25 protein-coding genes are annotated in these 17,718 nt (G+C 41.1%); 16 read left to right on the forward strand and 9 right to left on the reverse strand.

Annotation, left to right across the window (positions count from 1 at the left end):
- Positions 1 to 144: 144 nt before the first annotated feature.
- Both VB077_RS04545 and VB077_RS04550 read left to right on the forward strand, forming a co-directional pair.
- On the forward strand, positions 145 to 789 hold the full coding sequence (locus tag VB077_RS04545; RefSeq protein ID WP_323414035.1) for a hypothetical protein: 645 nt from the start codon (positions 145 to 147) through the stop codon (positions 787 to 789).
- Positions 790 to 907: 118 nt separating this feature from the next.
- The gene (locus VB077_RS04550) at positions 908 to 1,360 is read left to right on the forward strand and encodes a DUF134 domain-containing protein (RefSeq protein WP_323414036.1); all 453 of its coding nucleotides are present in this window, start codon (positions 908 to 910) and stop codon (positions 1,358 to 1,360) included.
- Positions 1,361 to 1,878: 518 nt separating this feature from the next.
- Here VB077_RS04550 and VB077_RS04555 read toward each other — a convergent pair.
- From VB077_RS04555 to VB077_RS04590, 8 genes are all read right to left on the reverse strand, one after another.
- The gene (locus VB077_RS04555) at positions 1,879 to 2,238 is read right to left on the reverse strand and encodes a NifB/NifX family molybdenum-iron cluster-binding protein (protein WP_323414037.1); all 360 of its coding nucleotides are present in this window, start codon (positions 2,236 to 2,238) and stop codon (positions 1,879 to 1,881) included.
- Between the two features lies 1 nt (position 2,239).
- Positions 2,240 to 3,079, reverse strand: a complete 840-nt coding sequence (locus VB077_RS04560) for an Mrp/NBP35 family ATP-binding protein (protein WP_323414038.1) — start codon at positions 3,077 to 3,079, stop codon at positions 2,240 to 2,242.
- An 83-nt stretch (positions 3,080 to 3,162) separates the two neighbouring features.
- Complete coding sequence (locus VB077_RS04565) at positions 3,163 to 3,477, reverse strand: hypothetical protein (protein WP_323414039.1); 315 nt, start codon at positions 3,475 to 3,477, stop codon at positions 3,163 to 3,165.
- 5 nt (positions 3,478 to 3,482) lie between these two features.
- Positions 3,483 to 4,358: an ATP-binding protein gene (locus VB077_RS04570; protein WP_323414040.1), complete on the reverse strand. Its 876-nt coding sequence runs from the start codon at positions 4,356 to 4,358 to the stop codon at positions 3,483 to 3,485.
- The gene (locus VB077_RS04575) at positions 4,336 to 5,196 is read right to left on the reverse strand and encodes an ATP-binding protein (RefSeq protein WP_323414041.1); all 861 of its coding nucleotides are present in this window, start codon (positions 5,194 to 5,196) and stop codon (positions 4,336 to 4,338) included. Before VB077_RS04575 ends, VB077_RS04570 begins: the two co-directional genes overlap by 23 nt.
- 1 nt (position 5,197) lies before the next feature.
- A complete protein-coding gene (locus VB077_RS04580) occupies positions 5,198 to 5,566 on the reverse strand; it encodes a NifB/NifX family molybdenum-iron cluster-binding protein (protein ID WP_323414042.1) in 369 nt (122 codons plus the stop codon).
- Between the two features lie 147 nt (positions 5,567 to 5,713).
- Positions 5,714 to 6,091 (reverse strand): DUF134 domain-containing protein, encoded by a 378-nt coding sequence (locus VB077_RS04585; RefSeq protein WP_323414043.1) that lies wholly within the window; start codon positions 6,089 to 6,091, stop codon positions 5,714 to 5,716.
- A gap of 64 nt (positions 6,092 to 6,155) precedes the next feature.
- Complete coding sequence (locus VB077_RS04590) at positions 6,156 to 6,392, reverse strand: DUF5320 domain-containing protein (RefSeq protein WP_323414044.1); 237 nt, start codon at positions 6,390 to 6,392, stop codon at positions 6,156 to 6,158.
- A gap of 548 nt (positions 6,393 to 6,940) precedes the next feature.
- Between VB077_RS04590 and VB077_RS04595 the strand changes: the two genes are divergently transcribed.
- From VB077_RS04595 to VB077_RS04660, 14 genes are all read left to right on the forward strand, one after another.
- Positions 6,941 to 7,765, forward strand: coding sequence for a hypothetical protein (locus VB077_RS04595; RefSeq protein ID WP_323414045.1), 825 nt, complete (start codon positions 6,941 to 6,943; stop codon positions 7,763 to 7,765).
- Positions 7,755 to 8,285, forward strand: a complete 531-nt coding sequence (locus tag VB077_RS04600) for a YeeE/YedE thiosulfate transporter family protein (protein WP_323414046.1) — start codon at positions 7,755 to 7,757, stop codon at positions 8,283 to 8,285. The genes VB077_RS04595 and VB077_RS04600 overlap by 11 nt, the downstream gene beginning before the upstream one ends.
- Positions 8,285 to 8,848, forward strand: coding sequence for a YeeE/YedE thiosulfate transporter family protein (locus VB077_RS04605; protein WP_416337031.1), 564 nt, complete (start codon positions 8,285 to 8,287; stop codon positions 8,846 to 8,848). Before VB077_RS04600 ends, VB077_RS04605 begins: the two co-directional genes overlap by 1 nt.
- 14 nt (positions 8,849 to 8,862) lie before the next feature.
- A complete protein-coding gene (locus VB077_RS04610; RefSeq protein WP_323414047.1) occupies positions 8,863 to 11,061 on the forward strand; it encodes a molybdopterin-dependent oxidoreductase in 2,199 nt (732 codons plus the stop codon).
- Positions 11,062 to 11,071: 10 nt separating this feature from the next.
- Positions 11,072 to 11,647 carry a 4Fe-4S dicluster domain-containing protein gene (locus VB077_RS04615; RefSeq protein WP_323414048.1) on the forward strand — a complete coding sequence of 192 codons (576 nt, stop codon included), beginning with the start codon at positions 11,072 to 11,074 and terminating at the stop codon, positions 11,645 to 11,647.
- A gap of 19 nt (positions 11,648 to 11,666) precedes the next feature.
- A complete protein-coding gene (gene nrfD, locus VB077_RS04620; RefSeq protein WP_323414049.1) occupies positions 11,667 to 12,572 on the forward strand; it encodes an NrfD/PsrC family molybdoenzyme membrane anchor subunit in 906 nt (301 codons plus the stop codon).
- A gap of 53 nt (positions 12,573 to 12,625) precedes the next feature.
- On the forward strand, positions 12,626 to 13,018 hold the full coding sequence (locus tag VB077_RS04625) for a hypothetical protein (protein ID WP_323414050.1): 393 nt from the start codon (positions 12,626 to 12,628) through the stop codon (positions 13,016 to 13,018).
- 22 nt (positions 13,019 to 13,040) lie between these two features.
- Positions 13,041 to 13,508 (forward strand): ubiquinol-cytochrome c reductase iron-sulfur subunit, encoded by a 468-nt coding sequence (locus tag VB077_RS04630; protein ID WP_323414051.1) that lies wholly within the window; start codon positions 13,041 to 13,043, stop codon positions 13,506 to 13,508.
- Positions 13,483 to 14,166 (forward strand): cytochrome b N-terminal domain-containing protein, encoded by a 684-nt coding sequence (locus VB077_RS04635; RefSeq protein ID WP_323414052.1) that lies wholly within the window; start codon positions 13,483 to 13,485, stop codon positions 14,164 to 14,166. The genes VB077_RS04630 and VB077_RS04635 overlap by 26 nt, the downstream gene beginning before the upstream one ends.
- A gap of 14 nt (positions 14,167 to 14,180) precedes the next feature.
- The gene (locus VB077_RS04640) at positions 14,181 to 14,546 is read left to right on the forward strand and encodes a hypothetical protein (RefSeq protein ID WP_323414053.1); all 366 of its coding nucleotides are present in this window, start codon (positions 14,181 to 14,183) and stop codon (positions 14,544 to 14,546) included.
- Positions 14,546 to 16,015: a cytochrome c3 family protein gene (locus VB077_RS04645; RefSeq protein ID WP_323414054.1), complete on the forward strand. Its 1,470-nt coding sequence runs from the start codon at positions 14,546 to 14,548 to the stop codon at positions 16,013 to 16,015. Before VB077_RS04640 ends, VB077_RS04645 begins: the two co-directional genes overlap by 1 nt.
- A 14-nt stretch (positions 16,016 to 16,029) precedes the next feature.
- Positions 16,030 to 16,356, forward strand: coding sequence for a hypothetical protein (locus VB077_RS04650; RefSeq protein WP_323414055.1), 327 nt, complete (start codon positions 16,030 to 16,032; stop codon positions 16,354 to 16,356).
- A 230-nt stretch (positions 16,357 to 16,586) separates the two neighbouring features.
- Positions 16,587 to 16,904, forward strand: a complete 318-nt coding sequence (locus VB077_RS04655) for a metalloregulator ArsR/SmtB family transcription factor (protein ID WP_323414056.1) — start codon at positions 16,587 to 16,589, stop codon at positions 16,902 to 16,904.
- A gap of 187 nt (positions 16,905 to 17,091) precedes the next feature.
- Complete coding sequence (locus VB077_RS04660; RefSeq protein ID WP_323414057.1) at positions 17,092 to 17,427, forward strand: metal-sensitive transcriptional regulator; 336 nt, start codon at positions 17,092 to 17,094, stop codon at positions 17,425 to 17,427.
- A 73-nt stretch (positions 17,428 to 17,500) separates the two neighbouring features.
- Here VB077_RS04660 and VB077_RS04665 read toward each other — a convergent pair.
- On the reverse strand, positions 17,501 to 17,718 hold a 218-nt coding region (locus tag VB077_RS04665; protein WP_323414058.1), incomplete at its 5' end, for a hypothetical protein.

Below are 17,718 nucleotides of genomic sequence, written 5' to 3' on the forward strand. Positions count from 1 at the left end.
CTTTAAGTTACGTCCATTATGGGGAAGAGACCCCCTATGATATTTTTCCGGAGTATTTGCCGGAGGGCAGGATTAGTTTGAGCGTGAAAAATACACTTTAGTGGTGTAATATAAACGTGTATAGGATTGAAAAAGGAGTTATAAATGAAACATCGATTTTTAAATCTACTTTTAATTACGATTTTGGCAACAATGGTCTTTTTGAGTGGATGCGGATCGAGTAAGACAACGAGTAAAGCAACTAGTAAAACAAGTACTGAACAGCCAAACCAAGAGCAAATGACAACTGAAAAAACAACCATGTCGCCCGATTCTTCAACGCAAGGACAGAAAGACCCCTTCTTGACTTCTGAGAATATAAGTGCATCTTGGGTTGATGCCCAATCCGATGTGATGAGCCCGAGTGATACCACTCCTGATGGAATTATGGATGGCCATTTTCACCTGACAATGCAATTACCTCAACCGGTCATGCTAGAATCTATTTTTATTCGATATTCGGAGTTTGGTAAAGAACTGCGATGGGATTGGATCTTTAATAATCATTTGACACCAGCCGGGTATAATCTGTCCATTTACGAAAAGGGAAGTTTGTTACCCCTTGGGCCAGATACAGGAGTCAAAAGATCTGGACAAGTTGACCTTGATCTCTTTGCAGCCGGACTGAATAATGCGAAGGGTAAGGACACTTTTTCTTTTGAGTCCGGAGAAAAATATCAAATTGAATTAAACTATACGAAGCAAACGGGAGAAAAGAAAACGTGGAGCACTAAATTAATAGCTAAATAACGAAAAAGTAAGTTAATAAATAATATTTTTAATTGACAAATATTTTTCGAGTGTTAATCTTAAAAGAAAATATATTGATATTATTTGTAGATCGAATTAGTAGTGAGGGATGATCGATATGCCTAGGCCCATTAAGTGGAGAACAGTAGAATTTGTTCATGAGAATAAGTACTTTGCCCCTTGTCCCAAAGGAGTGTGCACGTCGCGCAGTGAGGCGGAGGAAATTCAGATTAAAGTAGAAGAATTAGAGGCTATGAGACTTAAAGATATTGAAGGACTGAATCAGGAGGAATGTGCTGAGAAAATGCAAGTGTCTCGTCAAACCTTTCAAAATATTATTGATGAGGCAAGAAAGAAAATGGTAACGGCTCTCATTGAAGATCGGCCGATATATATAGGAGGAGGATATTATACAAGGAATCCGTGCAAGTTTGAATGCCTTGAGTGTGGTAAAGAAACGGAAGTTCCCTTTGAGGAAAACGTAACGCGGTGTTCTCATTGTGGTTCTGATAAATTGATTTGTTATAAGCACTGTACAAAATGCCAAAAATATATGCACAGAGATAAATAGATTAATCAATTGACAATCTCCAGAATTAACCTATAATTATATATAGCATATGCCATTAATAGTTATAGACTGTACCGAAGGATTATACCTTTAGTGCAGTCTTTCTTTTATACTTAGGCTGAGACTCAATTATACCAAGCACGATACAAATACACGGACTGGTTGACCGCTTTGACCTTGCCAAGGCTCGCCATACTGAGGTTACCGAAGAAATCACCGACAAGCATACAAGACTTAGGACGATGAATGCTTTCTTCGACACACTCCGCAGGCAAGATACCCTACTTACCGAATTTGATGAAAAGCTGTGCTTGCAGCCTTGTGGACTACGCTACTGTTTATGATAAAGACGATACAAGGTTCACCTTTAAGGACGGCACGGAGATACAGGCATAAGAAGCTAAGATGAAAACTCCTCATCACGTTTTTTAGGAATCAGTGGTGAGGAGCTATTTATTTAGGAATTATAGGATTCTAAAAACTATGCATGTATCGAAATTGCACGACAAGGAAGCATCTTATTCGCCACATTCATCATGATGCTGATGTTCATGGCAAACGGAACCAGTAGATTTTAGAGAGCCTTGCAGGTACGCTTCTGCCGCTGATTTGGCATTACCTCTTGCTCCAACAATAACCTCGATGTTCTTATCATTAAAGATGTCGATAGCTCCGCCGCCCATACCGCCCGAGATAATTACATTAACGCCCATATCATTCAAGAAGTTAGGCAAAAATCCGGGTCTATGTCCGGGGTTAGCAATGGTTTCACTTTTGATGATTTGATTATTTTCGGCATCAAAAATCATAAATCCTTCGCAATGTCCAAAGTGCTCAGTCACCATTCCATTTTCGCTTGCTACAGCAATTTTCATCATTTTATTTTTCCTCCATTTTTTCTAATATTTTTGCAACCGGATCAAGCCAATTGCCATCGAAACGCTCTATCATACCCTTGTCACATGCAACTGAAATTTTCGGGTCAATTGGTAATTTTGCAAGTACGCTTAGATTATGCTTATTAGCGATTTCCTCAATGTGACTATCACCAAATATCTGATAATCTTTATCATTATCAGGGCATTTAAAATAAGACATGTTTTCTACCAGACCAACGATTGGGATATTCATCATTTCGGCCATCTTGACTGCTTTTAAAACGATCATTGATACCAGTTCTTGTGGTGATGTCACAACAAGAATCCCATCAACAGCAATAGATTGAAATACCGTAAGGGGGACATCACCGGTGCCCGGTGGCATATCGATGAACATAAAATCTACATCGCTCCAGATAACATCAGTCCAAAACTGCTTAACTGTACCGGCAATGATCGGCCCTCTCCAGACAACCGGATCCGTATCATTTTCTAAAAGTAAATTAACAGACATAATATCAATACCGGTCTTGGTTTTAACAGGGAATAGGCCGAATTCATTGCCGGTGGCTTTTTCCTTGACACCAAATGCTTTAGGGATAGAAGGTCCGGTAACGTCCGCATCCAGAATAGCGGTATGAAAGCCCATTCTATTCATGGTCACTGCAAGCATGGAGGTTACCAGCGACTTACCAACGCCTCCCTTACCGCTGACAACACCAATGACTTTTTTGATGCTGCTCATTTCATGTGGTTTCTCGGAGAAATCGTTTCTCTGTTCCTTTCTCTCAGCACAGTCCTCCGAACAACTGCTGTAGCTTTGATTGCAATTCTCGCTCATAATCTTAACTCCTTTATTTTAAATTGTTATTTCACTGCCTGCCGACAGATAATCAATGCCATCACCCATAGCAGATTTCAGCCTTACACATAGGCCCCCATGCCTGTACAATGGCAGGTATAATACTTTGCTTTTGTACCTATTAGGTGTTTACCAATTCTATCTATCGTATCAAAGTCCTCATTTCCGCCAGAGCGGCTGGAAAGATGAAATCCGCCAATCATATAGTTGGGCATTCGTCCTTTAAGCATATGAAAATGTTCAAGTATAAACAAACCGCTTGCGCCCACATCAAATAATATTTTGTGTTTCTTTGTTTCTATATACAGGCTAAGGCCATGCTCGCTACTATAGTCTTCCGAAATAGATGTATTTTCCACTAAAGTTTTAATAAGCATGACTTTTAGCCACCACCTTTTTCAAAAAGTAAATTCATTGTCTTGTAGTAGACCTTTTTAACCGCCATTCCAGATGTGCAGTCTATGTCTACAATGGTTTGACCATTATTAATAGCTTTCACTGCGCCCAAGTCAAACGGTATCCTCCCGATAAAGGGCAGTCCTTGTTTTTTACAAAACTCTTCAATCTTTTCTGTGTTTTCAATGTTGGTGTCATATTTGTTTATGCATACTACTGTCTTAGTTCCGAATTTCGCCGCCGTTTTTATGATTCGCTCCATATCGCTGATACCTGAAAGGGAAGGTTCAGCAACGATCAAAACCATATCCACACCGCTGAGTGATGCAATAACAGGGCATCCTATCCCGGGAGAGCCATCTATAATGGCCTGTTCAACATCAACTGCTGCCGACTTCATCTGTTTTTTTACCTCAGTAACAAGCATTCCAGAAGTACCACTGCCCGTTTTAAGTTGTGCTGTTGAAAATACTTTTTCCTCATCAGCATACAGCATCAATTCTCCGACCACTGCCGGTATCAAAGTTATCGCTCCCACAGGGCAAACATACTCACAAACGCCGCAGCCTTCACATGCAAAAGGGTCTACTTTATATTTTTTATCTATTGAAATAGCATCAAATCGGCAGTTTTGTTTGCACTGATCGCATTCGATGCACAGTTCTGTATTTATCTCCGCTTTTGGCAACCCATAATAGTCTGTTTTTTTTGGTTCAGAATTCCACCCGGTTATAAGGTGCAGGTTAGGCGCATCTACATCACAATCCGCATATGCCTTGGCGTCAGAGAGTTTTATAAATGCGCTCGCTATTGTGGTCTTTCCGGTGCCGCCTTTACCGCTAAGGATTAGTAATTGTTTCATGCTGCACCTCCTTTGTCACTGTTTTCAGCAGAGAAGAAAACATATCCCGATACTTTTTATTTTTTCTAACGGCAATCTTTGCATTTGAATTCAATGTTCCAAGGTTAGTGTCAAATGGAATTCGGTCTAAAATCTTAATATTTTTTTCTAAACAGAACTTCTCTGCCGGGTTTTCTTCTTCCAAACATTTGTTAAGAACCACCCCAAATGGCTTATTAAACAACTTGACCAGTTTGTATACCATATTGAGGTTATGCACACCAAACAATGTAGGCTCTGCTACTAATATACAGTAATCCGCATCTTTGATACTTTCCATTACAATACAGGCGCTTCCGGGAGGACAGTCAATAAAAGTCTGTTTATTTGCTTCCGGATTTTCCTCGGCAAGTAACCTTTTTATAATAGGAATACCCGAAGCTTCACCGGTGTTTAATATTCCTGTGTATATCGTTACCGCGTTTGAAGTTCCTTTTTGAACTTTGCCAATAATCTTCTCCTTCTCTATTAGTGCCTTTTCAGGGCAAAGCATGATGCAGCCGCCGCAGGAATGGCAGACTTCATCAAAGACAATCAGTTTATTTTTGATATAGGCAAGGGCGTTGAATTTACAAAAATCAATGCATTTTCGGCATCCATTGCATAGTTCATGATTCACCTTTGGGATCTTCACTGGTATTTCTTCCTCCTGAATTCCTTCAGGTTTAAAAAGCAGATGTCCATTTGGTTCTTCTACATCACAGTCTATATATGTCGATGCTTTCGCTATCGCAGCTAAGTTCACCGATACCAGTGTTTTTCCTGTGCCGCCCTTGCCGCTTAGCACAGCTATTCTCATATTAATTGCCTCCGTGCCCATGAAATCCGGCATGAATTTCATCCAGCAAAGAAAGTTTCCCATCAATGAAATCATCAATATTATCCTTTGCCGAGGCGGGCGCCGTTTTAAATATTTTAATATCAGCAGATTTGAGTACGTCGGCAGCATTTTCTCCGCATCGGGGAGTGAGCAAAACATTTGCCTTGTTATCTACTATCGTTTGTGCAGCTTTAATCCCGGCACCACCTGTGCTTGCTGCCGCGTTGTTATCGATAAATACACTTTCCTTAGTTTCTGCATCGTAAATAAGAAAATAGGGAGTACGTCCAAAGGATGCACATACGTTCGACTCCAAGGTTTTCTCATCTACTGGAATTGCTATTTTCATAAGAATCCTCCGTTCTGTTTTTGTTTAAAAAATAAATGGTCAAATAACCCCCGCATGAGGGGTTACCAAAGCTGCCTTCGGCATCTGGCAGACTACAAGCATTTTAAGGACACATAAAATGTTCAATTGATTTTTCAGAATATATAATCAGTCACTTCGATCCTCATTATCGGTAAAGCATCGACCACGCCTATGCTTATGACAGCCACGGCCGCAACCATTCCCTAATCCTTCACAAAGTCGGTATTCACCACCCTCAATAAATAGCACCTTTCCATTTACTAATGATTCAGCCAGCTTTTTTCTAGCCTCGATATAAATGCCTTGAACGGTGGTACGAGCGACATTCATCTGGTTGGCACACTCTTCTTGTGTAAAACCCTCTAAATCGATAAGCCGTATGGTTTCATACTCGTCCACTGTCATATGTACAAAGTTTTCTGAATCTGAAGGTGAATCAAGAGGCCCAAATTTATTGCTCTCAGGTAAGCAGCAGATTTTTCTCCACTTCATCGGTCTTGGCATAATCTTATCACCTCACTTCTAATCAGGGATAACCAGAGCGTCCTCCGGTTATCCCTGATGCCCATTATAAGTTCTCTAATTGCTTATCAATGACTTCGAGTCGATCTTGCAGCATGGTTTTCTGTTCGTGGAGCAGTTCTTTTTGTGTTTTTGAGGAAGTCTGATTAATTGCAAAACCTAATCCCAATCCCATTCCGGGACCAGCTCCATACTTTACCGCATTAGCACCTGTGCAAAGCCCTAAACCTTTTCCAGTCATTGACCCAGCGCCCATCGGGCCGGTTCCATCCCTTCTTGGCATGCTATTCACCCCCTTATAGTTATTGACATATGTCATTTTTAATTCTTAGTATACCTCGTTTCTGACATATGTCAATAACTATTCTCCCTTTTTTGAACCTTAACCCCCTTTAGGAAGCCTTCAAAATAGGGTAATTAAATTGTACCGTTTTCGTAGTGATTATATCGATGTAGATACACTTAACCTGTCCTGCATAAGACTTAAGCAGATGCTTTAAACCATCAAGGTTGTCACCACTGATATAAACATTTTCACTATTTGTATTTTCCGGGATTAAAAATCCCTAAGACGTACCCTCTAAAGTAGTCTTTTTTTATTTCGTATTTTTTAAAGAAAAACAAAAACAGTTTATTGACATATGCTAATAAAGGGTTTATTATCTCCTTGCAATAAGGGCATATGCCATTTACATCATATAGAAGTGAAATTTATCATTTACTATTTAGCAGTTCGAATTTGCGTGTATCGTTGATAAAAATTGGAGGTGGTTATTTCAATAATAAATTATATCGTCAGATAAAGTTAATAAGTTAAGGAGTTGGGGACATATGAAAGGGAAATGGAGGATCCACTTAGCTGTAAACTGGGGACTATTGCTACTCATTTTGGGCCTTATCCTTGTTTGGCAGCCACAAAAAGTGGGGGCTGCTTGTGGGGCTTCGACATCTTCTTGTAAAACATGTCATGAAATTAAAGGGGAACTTTCTGTTTCAAAAAAAGGGGACTGGCATACTCAACATGCCTTTGGGGACTTTTGTCAAGCTTGCCATTTGGGGGTAGCCACTACGAACGATAAGACCCAAGCGCATCAAGGACTTATAGCTAAACCTCTCGAGATGTCAGGAGATACTTGTGCATCTTGCCATCCTTCAGACACTGCCGCGAGGGTGGCTAAATATGGAGGGGATTCCTCAATCGGCAGCAACCCAGCGGCCCCATCTAATGGATCAGCTTCAGGAAATACAGAGCCAACAGGTCAAGCCTCAACTACAGTGACTGTTTCAGCGGCTGCGACACAAATACCATCAAGTGAAAATCCGAATTATGACGTAATTGACTTCAATAAATGGAGAAATAAGGTATCGTGGTTATCTTGGGCTATGGGTGCCTTCAATATTATCCTTCTTCTTGTTTTAATTGCGGCTGTTTGGCGTTGGAAAAAGGGTGTATGGCCTTGGGCTTATTTCAAACGTAAGGGAGATTGGGTTGATCTTCACGACTTGCCGGTTGAAGGGCAACAGTTAATTAAGCGACTGCTGCATACGGATCTAAAAACAGTTATGGAAATAAACGAGCAATTAGAGCGAAGAAATCGTAAAGAGAATCAAAGCGAGTCGACTATCGATAAGGAGGGGAAGGACCATGTCCTTTAATGGAACGATGGAGAAAAAGACTTGGTCGCCTTGGGCCGCAGGGGTCCTTCTCGGGATCACAGCTATTTTTTCATACGTAGTTGCGGATAAAACAATTGGTTCATCCGGTGGGATCGAGAGCTTAGATAGTATAATTGGTAATGCGTTGAATTTAGGTTGGGCAAAAACAATGTATTTTAAATATCAAATGCCGCCCGTTGTTAGTTTTCAAATGATTTTGTTTATAGGGATGCTATTAGGGTCTTTTACGGCGAGTAAATGGTCAAAGGATTTTAAGCTGAGAATGATGCCGGATAAGCAGTGGATTGAAACGTTCGGGCCCAGTAAGGTTAAACGCTGGATGATGATTTTTATTGGCGGTATCATTATCGAATATGCAGCTGGAATTGCTGGAGGTTGTACGAGCGGTTTGGCTATTTCTGGAACAATGCAGCTTTCACCGGCGGGGCTTATCTTTATTGCTGGGTTGTTTGTATCTGGTATTATCACGACCAAAATTCTGTATGGGAGGAGATACTAATGATCAATTCCGTTATTGTTCCACTCATTATTGGATTTTTCTTTGCCTTTGCCCTTCAGAAGGCAGGCCTGGGTCACTACGATAAAATTGTCAATCAATTTCGGTTTAAAGATAACACGATCATGAAGTTTATGATGACAGGGATTTGTGTCGGGCTTGTGGGCGTTTATGGTTTAAAAGATTTGGGTTTTCTCCAATTAGACCAAGTTCCTTCAACCTATGTTGCTGGAAATTTAGTAGGTGGTCTTATTTTTGGAGTGGGCATGGCCATGGCAGGCACCTGACCGGGTACATTGATCACAGGTTGTGGTCAGGGCAATCTAGACTATTTAATTCCCGGAGTTTTAGGATTCTTAACGGGTGGAGTTTTATTTGGAGTAACTTATCAATCCGTGTTTTTAAAGATATCTACGATCAGTTCCTTTGGAACTAAGACCTTAGAAGATTTATTTCAAGTCAATCACTGGCTGTTTGTGGCAATGTTTATCTTAATAACTCTGGTCTTCTATGTGGGGTCAAAAATAATGGAACATCCAAATACAGAAGCTTCTTCTTCCCGATGAAAGGAGGGTGGAAAGTGTCAAAAGTCTATACTTGGGATCAACTCTTTAACCGCAGAAGTTTTATTAAAGGAAGCATTGCAACTCTTGCAATGGGAGTGGCTGCTGGCAAGGGCGGCTTAACGAACCCTGCCTCGGGTCTAGCGGTTACTCAGCAGGAGCAGTCAAATGTAACTTACATTCCTACCATATGTGAACAATGTGTTTGGCGATGCGGGGTTATTGCTCGTGTAGAGAATGGAGTCATAAAAAAGCTCGAAGGTAATCCGGTTCACCCGAATAATTTCGGCAAGCTTTGCCCGCGGGGGAATGCAGGTATCGAAACAGTGTATAGCCCAGATCGTATCCAGTTTCCCATGATTAGAGCTGGCGCTAGGGGAAGCGGCTTATGGCGCGAGGCGTCTTGGGATGAGGCCTTAAGCTATACTGCGGATCAAATGAAGCAAATTAAGGAGAAATATGGCGCTAAAGCCATGATCTTTAACTCTACGGATAACCTGTCACAGCCCTTCTTTGAGGTCCTCTTAAAAGCGTATGGGACTCCGAATTATGGTACGCAGCGAAGCCTATGCTTTAACGCGACAACAACAGGCTTTCTCTATACTTTTGGAGTCCCCCAACCTGGTACTGACTATAGCAACTGTAAATATATGATCTTTACCGGTCGTAACTTGGCTGAAGGAATTTCCAATAACGAAACGCAAGAAATGATCGAGTTGATTGCGCGCGGAGCCAAGGTTGTGGTTTTAGATCCGAGGTTTTCTAAGACGGCCGCAAAGGCGGAATGGTTACCCATTCGGCCGGGAACAGATTCAGCATTCTTCCTGGCGATGATCCACGTTATTATTAAGGAAAAGAGCTATAATGAAGCCTTTATTTTAAAATATACCCAAGGTTTTGAAGCCCTTACTCAAGAAGTTGAGAAATACACGCCGGAGTGGGCAGAGAAACAATGTGAAATTCCGGCAGCAACCATTGAACGCATTGCTCGGGAATTTGCGGGGGCTGCGCCGCAGGCCATTGCGCATCCGAACTGGCGAAGCTCGAATTTTATTAATTCCTTCCAAACGGAACGTTCCATTGCAGTTCTAAATGCGTTGGTAGGGAATTGGGCGCAACCCGGTGGGCTGATTCCCGATCAGGAGATTAATACCGTTAAACTTGGAGAACTGGGGCATCCGCAGTTTCCAACAGCACAAGGAATGAGGTTAGACGGTGTGCCATGGCAATACCCTATGGTTCCAATGGCTTATGGTGTTATTCAGACGATGCGGGATAATATCTTAGCCGGGAAACCCTATGAGGCAAAGGGATGGTTGATTTCCCGGCAAAACCCTGTTCTGTCAATTCCAGAAAGGCAGAAAACCATTAATGCGCTGATGAAGCTGGATTTTGTTGCAGTTGTGGATATCCAGGCGAATGACACGGCTTATTATGCTGATGTTATTTTACCCGAATCGAGCTATCTCGAACGTTACGATGGACTGGTGCCGATCGGTAATAAGATTTTCCTTCGTCAACCGGTGATTGATACGCTTTATGATACCAAAAGCAGCTTAATGATTTATAAGGAATTGGCTGATCATCTAGGTTTAGGAGATTTTCTTCCCTACAAAGATGAGACTGATTTACTTCAAAAACAACTTAGGCCTTTCCCGATTAGCTTAGAGGAGCTGAAAGAGAAAGGGTACTATGAAGTTCAGAACTTCCGAAAAGATCATTCCAAAGACTTTAATTTCCAAACAACAAGCGGAAAAATTGAGATTTCATCAAGCATTATGGAACAAATGGGCAAGAAGGCTGTCCCCAACTGGGTCGACCCTCCTCGGCCTGATGAGGATCATTATTATCTATTGACCGGGAAGACTGCTCAACATTCACAAATGTTTACCCAGAATAACAGCTGGTTATTGGAGCTTTTCCCTGAAAATAAACTGTGGCTCCATACCTCGGTTGCGGCTAAACTCGGTGTGAACGAAGATGAAGAGGTCATCGTCGAGAGTGAGGTCGGCAAAGTTCGGATCAAGGCGCATGTCACCGAAGGAATACGGTCAGACTGTGTTTTTATGGTAAGTGGATTCGGTCACGTTAGTAAAGGTTTACGAAAGGCCTATGGTTTAGGAGCAAGTGATTCCGCCTTGCACAAATCTTTAGCGGATCCTATTTCCGGAGGTTCGGCCTTAAGCGAGACTTTCGTAACTGTGATCAAAGCTTAGGAGGAAAAACATGGAAGTTCGCATGGGATTTGTTATCATTACATCGCGTTGCATCGATTGTGATGCTTGTATGGTTGCGTGCCGCGCAGAAAATGAGGTACCCCTTGGGAATACCCGTAACTGGGTGAAAGATAGTGGAGTTAAGGGTCAGTTCCCTGAAGTGAAGCAAATGTTCGAACCCGGAAACTGTATGCATTGTGATAATCCGCCTTGTGTTAGGGTTTGTCCGACAGGTGCCTCGCAGAAGCGTTCTGACGGGATTGTTATTGTGGATCATGAAAAATGTATTGGGTGTAAGTATTGCCTGACGGCTTGTCCGTATGAGGCGCGTTTTATCAATGCGGAGACAGGGAAGGCTGACAAATGTACTTTATGTTTACATCGTTTGCAACAGGGCTTGAAACCTGCTTGTGTTCAAACCTGTCTCGGAAAGGCTCGACAAGCAGGAAATCTCAATGATCCTGAAAGTGTAGTTGCCAAATTACTTGCAACGTATCCTTCTCGACAACTGTTAACTGAATTAGGAACAGGACCGAATATTTACTATATTGATGTGGCCGTTCCGGAAATTCCGGAAGGAAAATAAGAAGCTTAAGGAGGATCCTATGAAAACAGAAATACCCTGGGGGTTAATGATTGTGATCTACCTCTTTACAGCGGGACTAAGCGCAGGGTCCATGATGACATCGAATCTAGCCCTTTTAAAAGATAGAGAAAAGTATGGGCGCATCATCCGTTGGGGCGCGTATGTGACTCCTTTCCCGATTTCCTTCGGGACAGGGATGTTATTACTGGATTTGGGCAGCCCTTTTAACTTTTATCGGCTATTTTTAACGTTACAAGTAAGATCTGCGATGTCATATGGCAGTTGGGCTATCCTCTTGTTTGCTGCATTAAGTTTTGTGAACTTATATCTGTGGCTGCCCGACCGTTATCGTCCCATTAAATGGCCAGCTGAAATTGAAAAATGGCAAAGAATCTTGGCCCAATTAATGCCTATACTTTCTTTAATCGTTGCCTCCTATACAGGATTCTTACTTGCCGAGGCCATGCGTCCTTTGTGGGATACACTACTCCTGCCGATACTCTTTTTGGTTTCTGCACTTTCAACAGGAGTAGCTGCAGTCATTTTAACCGCCACGCTCAGCCATAAGAATCGAATCCAACATCATGAATTGCATGTTTTGACCTTAGTAGATATGATTCTTATCCTCGTTGAATTAGCTCTCTTTTTAGGAATAATATTGACACTATTTGCGGCTTCTGAATCTCAAAAGTTGGCCATTAGTTCTTTACTCTTCGGATCGTATGCCTGGATGTTTTGGCTTATGATTGTCGTTTGTGGCCTGCTTCTTCCGCTTGGTCTTGAATTGCTGGAGCTTAAGGGACGAATTCAATTAAGGTGGGCCTTACCCACTACATTGGGCAGTAGTTTATTGGTATTGCTTGGAGGTTTCTTTGTTCGGTATGTCATAACGTATGCAGGACAACTAAGCAGGTGGATTAATTAGCGAATTAATTAGCTCAAGGTAGACTTTTCAATAACGAGGGAGGGGCGAAAGATATGATTTTGCTCGATAATATCCAGTTCACCCGTCAGAAATTAAACGCGCTCTTTAACCTAGGAACACGGTATAAACGGTTTGGCCCCGAAGCGCCGCCGCTAATTCGCTGGATATTTTACTTTCTCCGCCCTACCCTTCTAGGAAAGAAGTGGGAAAAGGTACATTCAGAAACGATGCACCAATTTCAGCGGGAATTTCTAAATTTACAACGGAGTAGTCTTATTCCCCCCTCCTATTGGGATTCAGAAGTTCTTACTCGGTTTGAGGAGTATTTGCTCAGCAATCGGGCATGGACGCTTGATCAATGTATTAAGCTTTATGAATCAGAAGGACAACGGGAAAGAAAACCTGAGGCTTGGGAGCAGTTTTATCTTAAAAGGGTTAAGGCCTAGGGTAGGAGTAGGTGTTAAGACAATGAAGCAAAGTTGGTATTACACACGACGTGAAATCCTTCTCCGCCTGTCTTGGGTTGGGGTAATCACTGCAGGAGCTATGGCCCTAGGCCCTCTGTTTCAATATTTGGCCAGCGATGAAGATCAGGTACAGTCTCCTATCGTTTCAGTGAAAAAACAGCCGGAAATGGATAACCCCTGGGAAAATGTACCGAGTACACGAGTCTGGCTGAAACGAGATCAAGCAGGGGTCATGGCTTTAGTGGCAAGTTGTACTCATCTGGGCTGTGAGGTACGTTATCATCCGGAAAAGAAACAGTGGGAATGCCCCTGTCATGGTAGTATCTTTGATGAAGAAGGAAGGCCAATTAGTGGACCTGCTCCCAGGGCTTTACCCCGGGTTGCCGTTGAGATTAAGCAAGATGGTTCGTTATTGATCCAAATGAATGAGCAGGTGAGAATAGATGAACGTGCCAAAAAAAGAGGATAACTCATTAAAACAGACTGAAATAATCCAGAACAAGGGTGAACGAACGACCTTTATTAGTCATATTCATCCCCGTTTTGTCTCGGAGGCTGCTTTAAAGTTTGTTTCAACCTTTTGCTTAGGCGGTTTATCTGCTTTATCCTTCCTTGTTTTAGCTATAACTGGTGTTCTCCTCATGTTTCATTATCAACCCGGTGAGAATTCCGCGTTTAGCAGCCTGCTTAATCTATCTTCGGTCATTCCATACGGAGCAATCCTTCGCAATTGGCACTATTGGTCAGGTCAAATCATGGTTATCAGCGTGAGCATGCATATGATTCGCGTTGTTTGGACCCACTCCTATAAACCCCCTAAACAATTAAACTGGCTTGTGGGAATCGGGCTCTTATTACTAACACTATTTATGGATTTTACGGGTTATCTATTGCGAGGTTCACAGGAGAGCGGGGCAGCAGCAAATGTGGCGGTGCATCTTAGTCAACTTATTCCGATGATGGGCCAACCCATTGCACAGATATTTTTTGGTAAACCTTCTCCTCTAAGCGGAAGCACACTTATGGTTTATGTGTGGCATTGTGTGGGACTTCCGGTAATTGCCTTGGGACTTCAACTTTATCATTTTTGGAGAGTTAGACGAGATGGCGGAGTACGACCATTGTAGAAAGGAGAGTTGTTATGAAACGCTTACCGATTCGAATACTAATTGAAAAAGAAGAATTGGCAATTCTGCTTTATATGGCTTTGAGCCTATTGCTTGCGCTTGCAATTGGGCCTGAAGTGGGGACAAGCGGTCAGGCACCTCTCGTCGGTCAGGCTGCTGCACCTTGGATTTTTGGACCTGTTCAATTTCTATTATTCTATTTTTCCCCTTGGATATCGGCAATTTTTTTTCCCGTAATTTTCATACTAACTCTCGCATTTTTGCCTTGGATTAACGCGTTTATAGGAGATAGGATGACAAGAGTCTTAATTGCGATTTTGAGTGGGACTATATTAATCTTGCTTATTGGTTTTATGTTCAAAGAACAGGTGACTTTGTAATGGAAAAGAAAATTTGGGTGGCTACTTTATTTTTACTTCTCATCATTTCTTTAGTGTTACAGCAAGAAAAAAAGCCTTCCTGGGCTCATTATCAACAGGAGTATATCAATAATCAAAAAAAACAATTACAAAGTTTATTGACGAGAAGTCACGACGAAAAAGTTAGGACAGAAATACAAACTGAACTGGACAGTCTGAAAGAACGCAAGCCCGAAATTGTGAATATCGTTCTTCCTAATGGACAAGTTGAACGTTGTAAAACCTGTCACATCGGTATCGAAGAAATTTCATCTTCACACCCAAGCAATACTTTCGGTTGCACGGTATGTCATGGAGGTAATCCCTTGTCCGTAGATAAAGCTACGGCGCATGCTCATATGCTGGGGGCAGGTCATCCTGGTTCACTTGATGTAGCTTCTTTAAGTTGTGGTAGTGTAGGCCCTAATGGTGAAGCCTGTCACAGTAAAAATTCAGTGCAGCATAATAATGAGGTGGACTTAGTTAAGGCATCAATTATGTCAACGAAGGCGGGAGAACTCAGCACAATAAGGATGACCTATGGTCTGGATCAAACTAATGCCGTTCCTAATTTATCCCTGGGTGAAGTTGCAATTCATTATCCGGATCCCCTGACAGGATTGCCTAAAGAAAAAGGGTTTCAAGAGAATTGCTTGAGTATGTGCCATCAAGGTGGGGAAGGTATTCTTCCATCCGATTCAGGACAGGCAGATCAGAGCATGGTAAATCAATATACAGCTCAAGGCTGTGAAGTCTGTCATGTTTTAACGAATCCGCAACATATGTACCAAGGAAACGATACAGCCATGAGAGGCTACGAGGCAGGGCATGGTATGACGCATCAGCTTTCTACACAAATACCTTATACACAATGCAATCAATGCCATAACCAGGGAATACATGATCCCGTTCAAATGAAATTTAGTTTCCGTTCTGACTTAACCAAAGTTGTTGAAGACTGGCAGACCGGAAATATGACTTGGGATAATCGTGTTGCGGATTATTATTTGCCGGGAGAATTATTTGCAAAATGTGAAATTAGCCTGGACTGTATTGACTGTCATACGCGTCAGGACGTCATGGGCGATGGTAAGCTATGGACCTCTCAATATGATGCAGTCCATATTCAATGTGTTGATTGTCATGGAACACTTAATCAGCAGCCACTTACGAAAGTAGTTTTAGATTTAAATGATCCAGCATTCGAGGAGAAGATCACAAATCCGGTCTTCCCCGAATTAAAAATGGGCGATTCAATTGTGATGACCCAAAAAGGAGAGGCGATGCCTTTTATACGGCAACAAGGTCAAGAGTGGATTTTATACAGTCGGATCAATGGTGAAAGTTTTAGGATTCCTCAAGTCATGAGCAGTCAGTGTAAAGAAAATCCTGAGGAGCAAAATGCTGATTCTTGTCATAAATGCCATACGGGAGAAAATATCCACAAATAGGGAGGGCCAAAGATATGAGAGAAGTATTAAAAAGGGGTTCTTTAAGTAGTGCTGATATCATAGCTTTTCTTACGTTGCCCATTCTCATCACAGGCATATTAATTTATGATACGAGCTATAACTTTTTTAAAATCATAGTCAGCGGTTATACAAGCTTTTTGCTCCGGGTACCGTCCTGGTCGATTCCCATTGTTGCACCTTTAAGCCTTCTTCTTATTTTCTTAGGGTTGCCGATGATCGTGGAACGTCTGAGTAATCCTAAGTACGGAAAGATCCTTTTTGGTTCAATGTCTTTAACTTACGCTATTTTGTTACTGAATCTTATGAGATTTCTTCGATAGCTGAACCGCTAACGAATCCGATTTTTTAAAGGTAAAAGTAGGGAGAGGTTAAATGTGGAAAAATACTACTTCCGAAAATGAACAAATTTTGGGTAGACTTAAGACGATTAAGGAACAAATGAATGCAGTTGTTAATATGATGGAGAATGAGAGACATTATGATGAGATTATTATATTCAAAATGAAGAGTTTAGTGTATCCTAGCTAAGGAAAGGAGGACATGGGCAATCATGGAAAAGGTAACAGAAGAGATAGAAGAAATGGCAGAGGTATTAAAGGCCATTAGTCATCCCATACGTTTATGTATTGTTTGTGGTTTGCTTGAACATAGTTGTAACGTTTCGAAAATAAAGGAGTGTATGTCTCTTCCCCAATCCACAGTTTCCAAGCACGTAGGCATCTTAAGAACAAAAGGCATCATTAAAGGATACCGAAACGGCTCAGAAATAATTTATAAGTTAGTTAATGATAATGTAAAAAAGGTAGTAACTACACTTATGAAAAATAATGAAGCCCTAAGACCAAAGGAGAGAACAGAAATTAAATAACTAAACTTGAGATTAAGTAAGCTTATGTGCGAGGCTTTAAAAGAGTAGAACAATATCTAAAAGGTTTATTGACATATGCTAATAAAAAGCTTATTATTCACTTAATAAGGGCATATGCTACTTATAGTAGCCTTAGATGATTATCGACATAAATGGCATAGCCAGTAAAAAGGAGGAGATGATTGAGTTGAATAACAATGTGGATTGTAGAGAAAAGGAAATCTTGAAAAGACTAAAAACGATTAATGGACATATGAATGCCGTTGTTAAAATGATGGAGAATGAGAAACCTTATGACGAAATTATTTTTCAACTTGAAGCAATTCGCTCAGCGATCTCAAATACAACCTCGATTCTGGCTCAATGCTATGTTCAGTTGACCATGTTTGAATCAATGCAAAAAGGAGATAAAAGTTTAGACTTGGACTCGATAAAGAAACCAATTGAAATATTAATGAGAGTATCTGAACAATCTTTAAAGCAAAGTATACAGACTTTAAATACAGAAGTTAATTTGGTTTAAGGAACAAAAGAAAGTAATTAAAATTATGAATAAAGAAATTTAAGATAAAAGGGGAGAACAGAAATTAAAGAGATTATAAGATAGAAAAATTAGGTTTATAGACTTGGTTAAGCAAGTCTATAAACCTAATTTTTATTCCAAAGTAATAACATGATTTCACTGCAAAAACCCCATTAACCTGACCGTCATAAGAAGGATATTTATCTCTCAATGTTGAATTATTAAGCATAAAGAAGTAATTGATTGAACGATTGAGATAAATCGGTTTCTTGGGGGTATTTGAAGATGTTC

The organism is Desulfitobacterium sp. (genome assembly GCF_034927245.1).
Taxonomy (GTDB): Bacteria; Bacillota; Desulfitobacteriia; order Desulfitobacteriales; family Desulfitobacteriaceae; genus Desulfitobacterium_A.

Excerpts from the sequence above, each read along its gene's own strand:
- VB077_RS04545 (WP_323414035.1), top strand. The coding sequence starts at position 145 with ATGAAACATCGATTTTTAAATCTACTTTTAATTACGATTTTGGCAACA.
- VB077_RS04550 (WP_323414036.1), top strand. The coding sequence starts at position 908 with ATGCCTAGGCCCATTAAGTGGAGAACAGTAGAATTTGTTCATGAGAAT.
- VB077_RS04555 (WP_323414037.1), bottom strand. The coding sequence starts at position 2,238 with ATGATGAAAATTGCTGTAGCAAGCGAAAATGGAATGGTGACTGAGCAC.
- VB077_RS04560 (WP_323414038.1), bottom strand. The coding sequence starts at position 3,079 with ATGAGCGAGAATTGCAATCAAAGCTACAGCAGTTGTTCGGAGGACTGT.
- VB077_RS04565 (WP_323414039.1), bottom strand. The coding sequence starts at position 3,477 with ATGCTTATTAAAACTTTAGTGGAAAATACATCTATTTCGGAAGACTAT.
- VB077_RS04570 (WP_323414040.1), bottom strand. The coding sequence starts at position 4,358 with ATGAAACAATTACTAATCCTTAGCGGTAAAGGCGGCACCGGAAAGACC.
- VB077_RS04575 (WP_323414041.1), bottom strand. The coding sequence starts at position 5,196 with ATGAGAATAGCTGTGCTAAGCGGCAAGGGCGGCACAGGAAAAACACTG.
- VB077_RS04580 (WP_323414042.1), bottom strand. The coding sequence starts at position 5,566 with ATGAAAATAGCAATTCCAGTAGATGAGAAAACCTTGGAGTCGAACGTA.
- VB077_RS04585 (WP_323414043.1), bottom strand. The coding sequence starts at position 6,091 with ATGCCAAGACCGATGAAGTGGAGAAAAATCTGCTGCTTACCTGAGAGC.
- VB077_RS04590 (WP_323414044.1), bottom strand. The coding sequence starts at position 6,392 with ATGCCAAGAAGGGATGGAACCGGCCCGATGGGCGCTGGGTCAATGACT.
- VB077_RS04595 (WP_323414045.1), top strand. The coding sequence starts at position 6,941 with ATGAAAGGGAAATGGAGGATCCACTTAGCTGTAAACTGGGGACTATTG.
- VB077_RS04600 (WP_323414046.1), top strand. The coding sequence starts at position 7,755 with ATGTCCTTTAATGGAACGATGGAGAAAAAGACTTGGTCGCCTTGGGCC.
- VB077_RS04615 (WP_323414048.1), top strand. The coding sequence starts at position 11,072 with ATGGAAGTTCGCATGGGATTTGTTATCATTACATCGCGTTGCATCGAT.
- nrfD (WP_323414049.1), top strand. The coding sequence starts at position 11,667 with ATGAAAACAGAAATACCCTGGGGGTTAATGATTGTGATCTACCTCTTT.
- VB077_RS04625 (WP_323414050.1), top strand. The coding sequence starts at position 12,626 with ATGATTTTGCTCGATAATATCCAGTTCACCCGTCAGAAATTAAACGCG.
- VB077_RS04630 (WP_323414051.1), top strand. The coding sequence starts at position 13,041 with ATGAAGCAAAGTTGGTATTACACACGACGTGAAATCCTTCTCCGCCTG.
- VB077_RS04635 (WP_323414052.1), top strand. The coding sequence starts at position 13,483 with ATGAACGTGCCAAAAAAAGAGGATAACTCATTAAAACAGACTGAAATA.
- VB077_RS04640 (WP_323414053.1), top strand. The coding sequence starts at position 14,181 with ATGAAACGCTTACCGATTCGAATACTAATTGAAAAAGAAGAATTGGCA.
- VB077_RS04645 (WP_323414054.1), top strand. The coding sequence starts at position 14,546 with ATGGAAAAGAAAATTTGGGTGGCTACTTTATTTTTACTTCTCATCATT.
- VB077_RS04650 (WP_323414055.1), top strand. The coding sequence starts at position 16,030 with ATGAGAGAAGTATTAAAAAGGGGTTCTTTAAGTAGTGCTGATATCATA.
- VB077_RS04655 (WP_323414056.1), top strand. The coding sequence starts at position 16,587 with ATGGAAAAGGTAACAGAAGAGATAGAAGAAATGGCAGAGGTATTAAAG.